The following is a 14,489-nucleotide window of genomic DNA, read 5'->3' as shown; positions in this document are numbered from 1 at the left end:
GTTTTTGTGGATTTGAACACATGATTAGTGCTTAAAATCAGGATTTTACCCTACAGCAAAGAAATAGGAGTTTTCAATTACAAAATCAACACAATGCTTGTAAATGTGTATAAGTGTTTATACATTTGTCGCCAGTTCAGAAACATATAGCATTTGTTTAATCGAATGCTTGAAGATATAAAGACGGTTTAGAAAGTTTTATAGACCGCAGATTAAAATTTAGTTGTGTTGTTTATTTCGGCGAAAGCCGGAATAACGTAGTAAGAAACCCAATGATTTGGGTCTTACCGATGGAAAGCTTTCCTTTTTTCACCTTGTGAAAATTGGGATGCTTTTTTGTTTTTAGAGATTTCTAATTTTTTGAGTCAGTTAATTGAATGACCTCTGAGGATTCTTTATCAATTAAATAAATCTCATTTTTGCCAGTTCTCTTAGATGTGAACATTACGGCTTTGCCGTTTGGAGATAAAGCAGGGCTTTGGTCTCTATAAAAGTTGTGCGTAATTTGTTTCCTGTTTTTTCCAGATATTTCTATTTCATAAATTTCAGCACCATTCCAAGATTTTTTACCCGAACCAGCAACTTTTGAAGGTTCTCTCGAATACCAAATTATTTTTTTACCATCAGAAGACCATCTAGGAACCCTATCCGATCTTGGGTCTATAGTTAATCGGGTGATTTTTTTATTGCGCAATGTCATTAAGTATAATTCGTTATTGCCATCTCTGTCAGACACAAAAACAACATGTTCGCCAACAGGTGATATAGAAGGTGTCTGATCAGAAAATTCATTGTTTGTGAGCTGAACCCATTTTTTTCCTTCTAAGGACATAATATAAAGTTCATTATTGCCGGTTTTTTTAGAACTGAAAATGATTTCATTACCATCTGGTGACCAAGAAGGATCAGCTGCATCATCTTCTAAACTTGTAAGACGCTTATAATTCTCACCATTAGAATCAATTAAGCAAATTAGTGTTTTGCCATCTAGTGATTCCATAAATACAATTTGTGAAGAATCAGGAGATAAAAAAGGATAATAGCAGCTGTTTTTAAGATGAGTTAATTGTTGAGGGTTAGACCCGTTACTGTTCGCTATAAAGATTTGATTTTTGTCTTCGACTTTTGAAACGTAAACTATTTTTGAGCCATCTTTTGAAAAAGAAGCATCTCTTGATTGTGAATAATTGCTTTTAACGGCAAAAATTATAATTATTAGGCTAAATAAAGTTTTCATATTTTGAGTCTTGTTCTTTTTCTATACAAGTGATTATTTTTTTGAGTATTCTAATCAGTCAAAAACCCTTCCTGCAGATTCATCCCATTTATCGTATTCCATGTATTGAGCAGTTTTTCTTGCAGATTCTATTCCGATTAATTTTTTAACCAAATGTAAAGAGCCATCTATTCCTGCAGAAACTCCTGCAGTTGTTATAATCTTGCCATTATCTACAAATCTTACATCAGATAAGACATTAACTTTTGGATACCTTTTTTTAAATGACTCTACAGCTCCATACCATGTTGTAGCATGGTTATTGTCTAATAGTCCAGACTCTGCAAGTATAAATGCACCTGTACATACAGTAAGAAAAATTGTGCTTTTTGAGTTTTCTTTAATCCATGATATGACTTTTGGATTTTCTCTAGAAGCCCTTGAACTTCCTCCGGGAATTACAATAATATCTGGCTTGGGTGCATTAGCTATGCTGTAGTTAGGAGAAATTGATATAAAGCCCTGACTTGTAATTTGCTGATCAGAAAATGCTACGGTATACACATTGAATTTTTGTTCCCATTGACCATTTTTGTTTCGTTTTGCAGAAGCAGAAAATACTTCAGCTGGTCCTGCAAAATCCAAAATCTCTACACCGTCATAAATAAAAACTGCGACATTCATTTTTTTAGATTTCTCTTGGCTAAAGCCTTGTAAGGACAATATTGCAAAAACCAAGAGAAGAGTAGTTTTTAATGTATTCATCTTCAAAATTTCTTGTTAGACTCAAAGCTAACAAGAAGAACATGTTTAAGGGAATAAGAAATTTTTCATTTGTGCATTTCTGGGAATTTGTACATTTCCTTAAGCTTATTAACTGAAAGGTTTAGTGATAAAATGATTATTCAAGCATAGTAAAACAGACTGGTTCGATTAATTGAAGCTTCAGTTTTATTTACTGTTTGACTGTTTTTCTCTTATGAATGTTTTTGGAGTGATCCCATTCAATTTTTTAAAAGTGCTATTAAAAGTAGATTTAGATTTAAAACCAGATAACTTTGAAATCGCTTCAATAGTTAAATTGTTTTTTGAAGGGTCTAGTAACAGTTTTTTGGCTTCTTCGATTCTATACTCGTTAATATATTCGTAGAATTTCTTTTTTAAATGTCGGTTTAAAATTAGACTTAGATATTTGGAATTTGTATTCAAACTTTTAGCCAAATCATCAATAGTCAGATTGATATTCAAATAAAGCTTGTCTTTTTCCATTGTATCATTCAACCTAGAGATATAGGTCTCTATTTCTTGTTCGGTTAATCTCGAGCCACTTTTCGAATTAGGATTATGTTTTTTTAGCGCTAGGAAAAACTTTGGTTTGCGGAATATGCTCAGAAAGAAAAATACCAATACTAGAAAGAAGGAAATATTGAGTAAGTTGTATGAAACAGTAGCTACACCTAAATCATATAAAAAGTAATTAATAGAAATTAGTGAAAGCCAGCACATGAAAACTAGGCTCATACCATATAAAAATTGTAAAGCCCAATTATAAATATCCTTATCTGTTAAGGGATATTTTTTCTTATGCCTAGAAATATATCTCCAAGAAAGGCATATGTAAATTAACCCTCCTAAGGAAGTCAGTAGCTGCTCAAAGTGACTAAATCGTACCTCAAAAGGTGAAATCATATAAGCACTTTGAGTTACATCGCTTGAACAAAGCAAAACCAAATAGTAGAAAAAGAAAGCTACGACCGGTAAAAAGTGATATATGTTTTTCTGATTTACTCTAAATTGAGGGGATAGTATTTTCTGAATGTAAAAATATATCAATGGGCCAAGAGCTGTTATAAAAGAGATAGGCGTGAAAATACTTTTATAAGATGAGGATAAGCCATTTTTAACCCCAAAAAGCTGATTTTTGAAGGCATAGAGACCAATGATAAGTATTATAAGAAAAAAGTAAGTGTTGATAGCCTCAGTTTTAGGGTTTCTAAATATGAGTAACAAGGAAATAATAATGCCCAAAACGAATATTGGATAAATCAGTTTGTCATATAATTTGCCTAATATATTTGTCATGAAAATCCATGAGATGTGTTTATCTATTTTGGCGTTTACACCATGATTTACTTCAACTAGCTTCATCTTACAAGTAGGGCAAACATCAATATCAGTGAAGACTTTGTGATCCATATTACAACCGCAAGGAGGACACCTAAGTTCTATCTTATTATTTTGATTTGTAGTTTGATAAAGTTCTAAGCAAGGTAATGAGAGAATAATAATTGGAATTAAGATTAAGAATAGCTTAGATTTCATTTATACGTATCTATGTACTGGTAATTTAAGATTAATATTCGATTAGATAAATTGTTTTTTTCTTAGAACCATTAGATTGTCGGGATTTGTTATTTTTTCAAAACCATACTGTTCGTATAGCCCATGAGCATCATCTGTTGATAATTTCCAGTTTTGTACATCTTTTAATTCAGGATGGTTTAAAATATGGTCCATTAGTTTTTTAGAATATTTTTTGCCTCGATGTGCTTCAATAATAAATACATCCATCAAATAAGCAAAGATTGAACAATCAGAAATCACTCTTGCATATCCAATTTGATTATTGTTGAGGTAAAGACCAAAGTTTAGTGAGTTGTGTATGGCTTTTTGAGTCTGTTCTAAGCTTCTGTTTTTACCCCAATAAGAATTAGAAATAAATTGATGTATCAGATCTACATCAAGTTTATGTACATCAGTGCAAATAGTTAAGTTATCCATTGTGCAATTTTGAGTGGTAAGTTAAAACAAAAACAGCGATTGAGATATAGAGCATTGTTCACGAAGTAATTTGGACGCAATTATATTCTTTTAAAAAGTAATTTTTTTATTCTTCCGGTATTTAATTCATAAGTATCATTGTTGGTGAATAGTATAGTCATTCCCCCACCATGAAATTCATTTTTGTCAACACCATAGATTTTATTAATTGATTTACCGTCTATTTGAATGTCTAAATGATCGCCTTCTCTAATGATTTCATAAGATCTGTCAAGGTCACTATTATAGAAATTGCCTTCAAACAGTTTCAGATAATCTTGATCAGAAAATGCCTTGTTTAGTGCTTCCGATTCTGGCATAGACATGGTCGGATATATTATAGTGGCTTTTTTATTATCTATGTTTTCCGTGTTTATCTTGATCTTTATTCCTGTATTAGGATCGACGAACATATTGTCATTTAATGGTAAAATTATATTGGCGCCATTTCCAGAGATAGTATAATATAGATGCTCATCTTTTACTTGAATCAACAATACGTATCCAGAAGATAATTTAAAAACACCCTCATATTGCTTCAGTTTTTCTTGCGAGAATTTTTTAAAATCATGAGCATCACTTTTGCCAGATTCTGGTATATCTTCAAATAAAAATAGATCTACAATTTTTAAGAGATTCAAACTAAAATCTGATGCATTAGAAAAGGCATAAATACTCAAATCCTCGTCTGGAAAATACAAGAAACTACTCCTATAACCACCAGAAGAACCATTATGACTTATCCTTACGTTGTCCTTATATTTTGATATAAAGAGTCCTCCAGCATATCTATTGAGTTTTCCGTTTTTTAAATTGTGTTGCTCCAATAATCTTTTTTGAACTCTTTGCTTGTTTATGCCCAGTCTATTTTTTTTAATATTTTCTATCCACTTTGCAAAGTCTTCACCAGATGTGTATAAGCCACCAGCACCAACTCTTTCGTTTATAGAAAAAGAATTTTCATAATGACCATTTTCATTTTTTGAATAGGCAAATGCTCTATTAGTTATGATAACTTTATTGTTGTCCATAAATAAAGTACTGTTCATGTTTAAAGGTTGGAATATCTCTTCTGTAGTAAATTCTGAGAATTTTTGTCCGCTTACGGTTTCAACGATTTTAGCTAATAAAAGATATCCGGAATTGCTATAGCTGAACTTAGTGCCAGGCTCAAACTCAAGACTTGATTGTCTTTTAATCATATCCATTAATAAATTTTCAGGGATGTTATCAGAAAAAACATTGTGTCCAGCTAACATCGCTAGTACTACATGATCTCTGATACCACTTGTGTGATGAATTAAATCATTGATAGTTATCTGTGACATATATTCTGGCAATCCATCAAAGTACTTGTGAATCTTATCATCTAATTCTAAACTGCCTTTGTCTTCTAATAAATAAATAGAAAATGCCGTAAACTGTTTTGATAAAGAAGCGATATTAAATACACTTTTAGAAGTGATACTTATACCATGTTCTAAATCTGATAATCCTTGATTTTTTGAATAAACGAGTTTGCCATTTTTAATAATGCTGAGGTGAAAACCTGGTGAGTTAGGCAAACCTTCGATAAAATAATTATCAAGTATTGAAGAATAATTGATTTGACCAGAAGTAATGAATGGTAGAATGAAAAAGAGAGGAAAAATATAATTCCTTAAGTACGATATTGTCATATTAACTTGAATAGATTTAGAAAAGTATATTTTCTATAAATACCCAGATTATATATTTTGAAGCAAAAAGTGCAAGTGAATGAATTCGTACATAATTGAGATTGTAGGGTTATTTTTTTGAATCCGATATTTTAATGAGTATAATGAAAACAACTAACTATTGTTTGATTAACCCCCTCTTACAAAAATCATTTCACCCAAAATGGACTAAAATCATCGTAGTCATTGTCAGTGAGTTTCCTAAGTTCTTTGGTTTCAATATTTATTGTGTAGATTTCTAAATCATTCCCATCACTCATGCAAAATGCAATAGAAGACCCATCTGGACTCCACGATGTTTTGTATCCCCAAGAAGCGGATTCTGACCATCCATTAAAGATAAAGGGTGGGCTTATCTTTCCTTCAGTAAGATTAATGATCTCATTATTTTTATCTATAATATAGAGGTCGCAGTGTTTATCACGATTAGAGAGAAAGGAAATTTTTTCTCCATCTGGTGAAAATGATGGAGCAAAGTCATGCGATCTAAGGTTGTCTTGAGTGTAGTTTTTAATAATGTTACCTTTCAAATCCATCAAACATATATCATAACTGCCATATCTGCCTGTGGTAAATAAAACACTCTTACCGTCCTTAGAAAAAGAAGGTGTTCTGTCTCCTCCCATTTGATTAGTTATGTTGGTCATGTTGGTTCTGTCAGCATTCGCTATATATATATCCTGGTCATTTGAGTTCCAGTTAAAAACTTGGAAAACGACTTTGGATTCATCTGGAGACCAAGACAGGTTATATTCATAATCACTACTATTTGTAAACTTTGTTGGGTTGCCAACAGTCCCGATTTTTATTGGAGCTATGGCAATTTTCCAGCCGCTATATCTATAGGTGTTAAAAGAAAGAAAATTACCTTTTGGAGAGCTATAGGCATTATACTCACCTCGGTTAGGGACTGTGCCTTTAATAATTAACGACTCTTTTTCTCCACTCGGATCAATGGTCATAATATCTATGTTGCCTCCTTTTAATAAAGTTCCCTTACAACGAGAAAACATAATCTTATTTGCTTCAATTTGAGAAAAGCAAACTGTCATTGATAATGAAAAGAAAGTAACTAAAAGGAATCTCTTGCGCATAACTTTAAATTTTTTAGTAAGAATAGTATAGTTACCTTAAATAAGGACACTTTTTTTCTCGAAGCATATGCGAAAACATGCATTTAAACAAAATGTATTTAGAGTGCGGTTCTTTTATGTAGTGTTTCTTTTCTATATTTTGAAGGCAACATACCCAATTCCTTTTTAAAGGATGAATTAAACGTTGAACCCGATTTAAAACCCGATTCTTGAGCTATAGCCAATAACGTTAGTTTTTCGTAATTGTCCTCTTCTAATAATCTGGTGACATGTTTTATGCGATAGCCATTTATATAGTCATAGAAATTTTGACCTTTGATTCTGTTTATAGATTCTGAGATATACTTAGAAGGGATATTGATCATGTTTGAAACATCCGATATTTTGACATTTTGATTTAAGTAGGGTTTTTCAAGCGTCATTAAATGATCTAGTTGAATAACGTATTCTTTCATTTTATCCTCACTCAGTTTAGATTTTATATAGTGTGGTATAATAAGTACCTGTTTCATGTCGACAAAACACTTGTAACATAATAATAAGATCACTATCTGGAATGGTATTGCAGCAGATATTTTGACAACATTAGGAAGGTTATAAACAAATATTGAGTAAAAAATTATGATGGTCGATAGTAAGAATGTTATGAGGATTCCCAAAAGAAAATTAAAAATCCATTTATTATGCTGTGTGGCTGACTTTGTAATACGATAGGTAAGATAAACGTAAACTGGAATTTGAATTTTTTGAAAAAAGAATGCCGAGTTCTCAACGATCGAAAAAGCACTAGACATTAATCTTGGCAATGCAAGATTTAATACAACAGCCAATAAAAATATTAGAAAAGGCCCATAATGAATTAAAAGAGATTTTTGACTGGGTTCTCTACGTAGTTTACCAAAAATGAATAGGTAAAAAGAAGGCGCTAATAATAGTGTGAAGGCATTGCTAAAATTTTCATAGGTATAACCTTCAATATTGTAAGGTCTTAAAATAAGGATATGGTTAATAGTTATAATAACCGTAGAAAATAGTAAGATTAAGATATAGCGACCATAAGATAGCTTTGCTATTTTGTTTCTTGTTAGAATACCCGTTAAAATAAATAGAACTACTCCAAGGATACTCAAGTTAGCAAACAAATTAATCTCTTCTAAAACAGATAGTAAGCCTTCCATTTAAATAATTGGAAAAAAGAATTCAAACATTTCAACTTGAGGTTCTAAGGATATTTGTATTAAATATCAATAGCATAATTCTCGTACTGAAACGAATAGGGAATTACTTTGATTGATGATCTTAAATGTATTAAAATTCCAATTCTCTTATCTTAGAAAAACGTTAAAGCTGCTGTGAATTTTTATGCGCTTTAGAAATCTAGAGCTATTCAAGCCAGAGTAAGTGTATGTTTAATGCTTTCAATTAAAGAGTTATCTTTTGTTTTTTCTGAAGAAAAGTCAGGTTAGGGATATTTAATTCTCTTAGTTGTTCTTCAATATTCTTAACTCTTAAATCGAAATGGACAGGAACAATTTTGGAGATATTCATTTCCTTCAATTCCTTGTAATGCTTATTAACTTCAAAAAAAGGCAGAAATGCAATATCTATCCTTGAGCTTAGTAGCCCATCAAGTTTTTCATTAGACAAATAAGCTAAATCAGCATCACCAGTGTGCAGTATTCGTTTTCCGTTATCGAATTCTATTAAATAACAGATATTAACGGTTTTTGATCGCCCTACATGAGGCAGTCTAAATCCTGTGATTTTAAATACCTCATAGTCGATGGTAAAAGTATCATATACATTTTCCATTGCCATAAAGCTTATTAATCCCAAATACCCTGCACGCTTACCAGCTACGGTGCCTTTTGGCCCCATGGAATCGGCTGGTATTATAACTGTTGTTGGTTTCTCTTTTATTAATTGATTTGTAAGTCCAAAGTCATAATGGTCTCTATGCGTATGAGTAACTAATACGTATTTCAAGTACTTGAGTTTAAACAGTTTCTTTATAGATTTTTTACTCGGGAATTCATATTCATTGAAATGTTTCTCAAATAGTGCATCAATGATTAGGCTCTGTTCTTTGTATTTGACCAGAATTCCCATGTTAGCAATTTTTTCAATTTCAATGTCACTATTAGCTTGGTTTGAACTATTGGGTAAAATTATGATTAAGAATGCTAAGTAAAAGGCGATCTTCATTATGTTTTTTTGAGTAAAAGAAAATAGAATAACTTATTAAAGTGAAAACCACACTCAAAGATTTGTCTTCTTGCATGCTGTTGAATAAATATATGGATTAGTCTAAACTAAATTTCTAACAAATTTTAGATATTTATATAATATTCAATCAATCAAAAAAGGACAGCGTTAATATGGTGAGTCAACACTAGAACAATGAATCTAAGAGCTTTCTAACGAAAATTTTTGCAAAACAAGTATTCAATACAACCCTCTACTAAAGATGATCTATTAGTGATAGAGCGTTTTGTAGATTTTGCGATTAGGTTTCAAAAAGAGCATGGATTTCCTGTTTGGGTTAATTTTGATATGCGCCAAATTGAAAACGAAATCAAGGAAGGATTGCATTATAAACTAGTAAATGACGAAATTATTCTTGCCTTTTTTAGTATTTGCTTTCATGATTCTATTATTTGGGGAAAACGTGAAACAGGACATTCGATTTATCTCCATCGCATGGTCATTAATAATTTATATAGAGGGCAAAAAAGCTTCAAATATGTTCATAGCTGGCTAAAAAAGCAAGCTAGTGCTAAGCGGCTCGAATCTATTAGGATGGATACATGGCAAGAGAATGACAAACTCATTACTTATTACAGACGCTATGGATATAGCATAGTTGGAAATGTAAAAACCCCTTTTACAGAAGTATTGCCCGAACAGCACAGAGGATTAGATCTTGTACTGCTCGAATATAAAATAAAGTAAAAGTACAATGGGGATCTATGTTAGATGATTTGAAATCTATTGAGAGTCGATCGCAGCTACCATCTGATTATATATGTCTCTCAATTCTGTCTTTTCTGGTAGAATATCAGTAAACCCTTTTAAAAGTTTAACAGCCTTGTTAGACTCACCTAAATACCAATAACTAAATACCAAATTTTTTATTTCTTGATCTTTAAAGTAATAAGACGTTTTTCTTTCCTTTAGAGTCGAGAGCTTGTTTTGTATGTTATTTTCAGTATCTGTAGCTATAAATTGTACAGCTGATTTTTTTGGTAACTCATAAGGCTTATTCTTCATTATATTAATTATTGCTAACAAAATAGAATCTGTGTACTCTTCACCTATATTACTGAATATAGAAATGTTAAGAGATTTTTCGGGGAAGCTGTAAAATCTATTTTTATAGCCATTGCCTGCACCATGGTGATATATCGTTTTTCCAAATAATGAATCTGTACTAATCTGCCAACCATAGCCATATTGACCTTTGTCATGATTAATCGTTTCCATCAGTTGTAAGCTTTCTTTAGATACAAAATCGCCATTCATCAGCTTTAAAAACCAATCATTGAATTTGGATGGGCTGAGATATAAACCTCTTGCTCCGTCAACTCCATTCAAAAAGAAATCTCGCTTCAGCCTATCTTTTTCGTATACAGGAACGTATTTGCCTTTTAAAAAATCAAAGCTATGTCCAATAGCGATATCGGTTTTGTCAAAATTGGCAAAGTCAATTTCTGAAGTGTCAAATTCGTAATCCTTAAAAAACCTGTTTTTAATTAACTCGTCCCATTTCTTGCCACTTACTTTTTCTGCAACATTACTAAGTACTGCATAATTAGTATTGCAATAATTCCATTCACTACCTGGGTTAAACTTAAGCGCTGGAGCTTTTGATTTTAAATAGTTAATGACATCATTGTTTGAAAGGTTATCCGTATCTGTTGACCAACTCTTGTCAGCTACAAAAGCATAGTCTACAAGACCTGAAGTGTGATTGAGCAAGTGTTTGATTTTTATCTCATCGTAAGGAAAATCTAATAATAGTGCATTTAACTTACTGTCCAATGTCAATTTACCTTCTTCAATTAATTGAAAAATTACAGTCGCAGTAATTGGCTTGGTCAAAGACTCGAGGCTATATTTTATAGTTTGTGTGTTTTTTGTCATTTCAGACATGTCCGAGAACCCATAATAGTTGTCAAATACAACTTGCTTATTCTTTGTGATTAGAATTGCCCCGCTGAACATATCTGTAGAATCCACATAGTGCATAAGACTATTCAATTGCTCGACTTTTTTATCATCTAACGAAGAATTATTACAAGCACCAGTAATCAAGAGAGTAGCTAATATTACTAACAGATAATTTACTTTAGGTTTCATGGTTTATAGTTTAATCATTTTCTAATGTGAATAAACCTAGAAAAAAAGCCTTTGCTTATTTATTATATAGAGTTAGAGTTTGTTTGAAAACACGAATTCGAATATTAATAATTCAATTCTGGGGAACCATTTTTGGGTTGTAGAGGTAGGATGCCTTTATCTTAGTTGACTATGGAAGGAGCTAGCGCTACGTAGTTCAAAACACCATGAGGAAAACCCAATAAAATAACCCTAAACAACTCACGAAATTTGCAAGCATGATTTTAGGGTTATCTGGTCTGAATTAGTTAGTTACTTTAGTGTTTAGAAGTCTTAAATTTTATATTGTCGATAGTGACTTGATTTCCAGATGTGGCATCCGTATTATATTCGCCATCCCAAAAACCATAATTTTGATAGTTACCTGATTTTTCAGAATTCCAGTTTGGAATTTGAGTTATCGCTTCATGAATTATTTTTTTTGAAGACTTTTCGATTACCTTGGTTGTTACTTTACCTGTTTTGTTTTCGAGAGTAATCGAAAACGTATACCAAACGTGTTTTTCTAGCCTTTCAGGAAATTCCAAATTAAAGAACTCATTAGGCTTAGCATCCGACCTCAATGCGTATAACACTAAATTATTAGAAACAGGTTGTGCAACGAAAGTTATTTGTGGAGCACCATTGAAGTCCCATCCTTCTACAATATTAAAAAACCCTAATGCGATAGCCCAGTCTGTAAAAAAAGGTCTGGATGAATTACTCCAATTATCGATTCTAATGTCAGAAGTAAGAGAGTAATCTCCAACAGAACTAATGGCTTTATACATGCCACAGCTAGTGGACACAGTATGCTTCAACTGTATGGCTTTATTAGACTTGCTCAGATCAATGAGATTTACAGATGGAGATGGAGCGGTTTTGGGAATTGATATTTGCGTTACATCGTTCCACCCGTTGTTAAGGACATCAGGCCAATCTAAATCATCAAAATTTTCATTGTCATTCTGTGAAAATCCAAGACAATGAAACAATAATAGTATAGGAAGAATAAAACGCTTCATCTTTTTATTTCAAAAAAAGAAATATTAAAAAACATAGAAGGTTCATTTATTGCTATTGTGTTTTGTTTTGAAGAAAAGTCAGGGATTTATTAGCAATTTTTGGACCCTCTTAGAAAGTCTCAGAAAATATATTTGAGATTTAAAGAAATGCAAATGCTAATAAGAGTATTTTTTATCACACTCCTTTTTTGTGCTACCCTAACAAATGCCCAGGAACTTAAAAGAAGAGCTTCTCATGGTGTTACGCTAAGATTAGTGGATAGTGCAATCGCGAAACAACTAAAAATGGACAAAGCAGAAGGCATGTTGGTCCAGTATATTTTTCCAAATAGTAATGCCGCTAAGGCAGGTCTCCAAAACAATGATGTCATAATCAGTATTAATAATGTTCTAATGAATGATTTTTCAGCGCTTTCAGATATGAAAGTGAAAATCATTGAAGGAGATCAGATAATATACAAGATTTTCAGACAAGGAAAAGAGATCGAAATGATTTTACAAGCAATAGGTAAGCCAAAGGAACAGGAAGAAGGTTTGGAGTTTGAATATGGTCAGTTTTCGTTTGATCAAGGTCTTATTAGGACAATAATAACAGCAGATAAGGATGCTAAGAAGAAACCTGCAATCTTGTTTGTGCCAGGATTTACTTGTTTTTCGCAAGATAATATGGGAGTAAATCACCCTTATAAGAAGTTGGTATACCATCTTGCCAAGAAAGGATTTTTAGTAATGCGAGCTGAAAAACCAGGCATGGGAGACTCTAACAATAAGCAAAAGTGTGTCGATATAGATTTTGATACAGAAGTAGCTTCATATAGGGAGGCTCTGAAAGCACTCTATAAACATCCAAAAGTAGATGCAAACAATGTTTTCATTTTTGGACATTCCCTTGGTGGTATGGAAGCGCCATTTATAGCTGAAGATTTTAATGTTAAAGGCATAATTACCATGGGAATAACCATAAAGCATTGGCGAGAGTACTTGACAGAAATGCTTAGAAATCAAATACCGAGATTGGGTGAAAATTATGTGCAAGCTGAGAAAGACCTTAAGCTATATGAAGTTCTTCTATATGAACTTTTAGTTAACAATAAGACACCATCAGAGATGATATTGAAAAATGAGGAATACGGCAGAATTTTACAGCGAGATTTTGGCCTCGTCAATAGCGATAACTTTTTAGGTAGAAACATAAGATTTAGCCAATCCCTGAACAATAAAAATTGTATTGAGGCATGGCTGAAGACTGAGGCCAAAATATTATCAGTATGGGGAGATTCAGACATACAAGTCATCAATGATTTTTCACACAGAGAGTTGGTAGATATAGTAAATAAAAATAATCCCAATAATGCTACATTTTTAGAGCTGAAGGGTACAGATCATAATTTTTTGAAGATTGGATCTTTGGAAGAGAGTTATCGGATTAATCGTGGAGGTAATATAGCAGCGTTACTTCCTACACATTTTGATTACGATGCCATAGATAAAATTGTAAAATGGATTAATAATACAGTAAGTATAAAGGACTAAATAATATGAAATTAATTAAAAACTGGTTAGTAATTGTTATATGCCTTTCAGCGGCTTTAACAGTAAATGGTCAAACAGCAGATGAGGTAATCAATAATCATCTCAAAGTGATTGGTCAAGACAAAGTTGCGAAGCGCAATACCAAAACTGTAAAAGGGATTTTACACCAAAGTGGTGTAGAGGTCGATCTTTATATAGCCCAGAAGAGAGGTTACAAAATGAAACAAGAATTGACTTTCAACGGGAATAAACATTTGGTTGTTTTTAATGAAGATAAAGGTTGGGAGATCAACGAATTTGCTGGTCATACCGAGCCACAACACTTTTCTGGTGAACAGAACATGTCAATAAAAATAAGTTCCGATATAGATTCTAGAGTAGCAACTTTTCTTAAGCTAGAGGGGAAGTATTCTATTATGGATACTGAAAGTGTCGATGGCAAAAAATACCATGTCATCAAATTTGAGATACCCTCTTATGGAGAAGAACACTTATGGGTTGATGCTAATACTTTTATGGTGTGGAAATCCAAGAAAATAAGTTCTGGAGTAGAAAAAATATATTCAAACTATAAAACATTTGATGGGGTTTTGATGCCTGTCAAAACACTGATAAAATTACCTTCAGGAGATGCAAGGGTTATTATTTCTGAAGTAGAATTTGAAACTCACTTAGACAATACCCTCTTCAAAATATAACCCTTTGC

Annotated in this window: 13 protein-coding genes; 3 read left to right on the top strand and 10 right to left on the bottom strand. The window is 32.2% G+C overall.

Going from position 1 to position 14,489, the window contains the following annotated elements; translation table 11 throughout:
* Positions 1-352 precede the first annotated feature (352 nt).
* From NCE97_RS12775 to NCE97_RS12740, 8 genes are all read right to left on the bottom strand, one after another.
* Complete coding sequence (locus NCE97_RS12775) at positions 353-1,237, bottom strand: DPP IV N-terminal domain-containing protein (RefSeq protein ID WP_353779665.1); 885 nt, start codon at positions 1,235-1,237, stop codon at positions 353-355.
* Positions 1,238-1,291: 54 nt separating this feature from the next.
* Positions 1,292-1,981: a DJ-1/PfpI family protein gene (locus tag NCE97_RS12770; protein WP_353779664.1), complete on the bottom strand. Its 690-nt coding sequence runs from the start codon at positions 1,979-1,981 to the stop codon at positions 1,292-1,294.
* A 186-nt stretch (positions 1,982-2,167) separates the two neighbouring features.
* A complete protein-coding gene (locus tag NCE97_RS12765) occupies positions 2,168-3,538 on the bottom strand; it encodes a helix-turn-helix domain-containing protein (protein ID WP_353779663.1) in 1,371 nt (456 codons plus the stop codon).
* Positions 3,539-3,580: 42 nt separating this feature from the next.
* A complete protein-coding gene (locus tag NCE97_RS12760) occupies positions 3,581-3,997 on the bottom strand; it encodes a GNAT family N-acetyltransferase (protein ID WP_353779662.1) in 417 nt (138 codons plus the stop codon).
* Between the two features lie 80 nt (positions 3,998-4,077).
* Positions 4,078-5,715, bottom strand: a complete 1,638-nt coding sequence (locus NCE97_RS12755) for a serine hydrolase domain-containing protein (protein ID WP_353779661.1) — start codon at positions 5,713-5,715, stop codon at positions 4,078-4,080.
* A 188-nt stretch (positions 5,716-5,903) separates the two neighbouring features.
* Positions 5,904-6,848 carry a TolB family protein gene (locus NCE97_RS12750; RefSeq protein ID WP_353779660.1) on the bottom strand — a complete coding sequence of 315 codons (945 nt, stop codon included), beginning with the start codon at positions 6,846-6,848 and terminating at the stop codon, positions 5,904-5,906.
* 98 nt (positions 6,849-6,946) lie between these two features.
* Positions 6,947-7,303, bottom strand: a complete 357-nt coding sequence (locus NCE97_RS12745; protein WP_353779659.1) for a helix-turn-helix domain-containing protein — start codon at positions 7,301-7,303, stop codon at positions 6,947-6,949.
* Positions 7,304-8,270: 967 nt separating this feature from the next.
* Positions 8,271-9,053, bottom strand: coding sequence for an MBL fold metallo-hydrolase (locus tag NCE97_RS12740; protein WP_353779658.1), 783 nt, complete (start codon positions 9,051-9,053; stop codon positions 8,271-8,273).
* Positions 9,054-9,278: 225 nt separating this feature from the next.
* Here NCE97_RS12740 and NCE97_RS12735 point away from each other — a divergent pair, with 225 nt between their 5' ends.
* Positions 9,279-9,800, top strand: coding sequence for an N-acetyltransferase (locus NCE97_RS12735; protein WP_353779657.1), 522 nt, complete (start codon positions 9,279-9,281; stop codon positions 9,798-9,800).
* A 36-nt stretch (positions 9,801-9,836) separates the two neighbouring features.
* Here the strand turns inward: NCE97_RS12735 and NCE97_RS12730 are convergent, their stop codons facing one another.
* Together NCE97_RS12730 and NCE97_RS12725 are read right to left on the bottom strand one after the other, a co-directional pair.
* The gene (locus NCE97_RS12730; protein WP_353779656.1) at positions 9,837-11,207 is read right to left on the bottom strand and encodes a serine hydrolase domain-containing protein; all 1,371 of its coding nucleotides are present in this window, start codon (positions 11,205-11,207) and stop codon (positions 9,837-9,839) included.
* A 296-nt stretch (positions 11,208-11,503) separates the two neighbouring features.
* Entirely contained in the window at positions 11,504-12,250 is a 747-nt protein-coding gene (locus NCE97_RS12725; protein ID WP_353779655.1) for a hypothetical protein, read from the bottom strand.
* 147 nt (positions 12,251-12,397) lie between these two features.
* On the opposite strand from NCE97_RS12725, the gene NCE97_RS12720 reads away from it, so the two are divergent.
* Positions 12,398-13,783, top strand: a complete 1,386-nt coding sequence (locus NCE97_RS12720; protein WP_353779755.1) for an alpha/beta fold hydrolase — start codon at positions 12,398-12,400, stop codon at positions 13,781-13,783.
* A gap of 5 nt (positions 13,784-13,788) precedes the next feature.
* Complete coding sequence (locus tag NCE97_RS12715) at positions 13,789-14,481, top strand: hypothetical protein (protein WP_353779654.1); 693 nt, start codon at positions 13,789-13,791, stop codon at positions 14,479-14,481.
* The last annotated feature ends 8 nt before the right edge of the window (positions 14,482-14,489 follow it).

Origin of the sequence: Winogradskyella sp. 3972H.M.0a.05 (assembly GCF_040493455.1) — a bacterium.
Taxonomy (GTDB): Bacteria; Bacteroidota; Bacteroidia; order Flavobacteriales; family Flavobacteriaceae; genus Microcosmobacter.
Note: the sequence above shows the minus strand (reverse complement) of the source record. Positions and strands in the feature narration are given on the sequence as shown.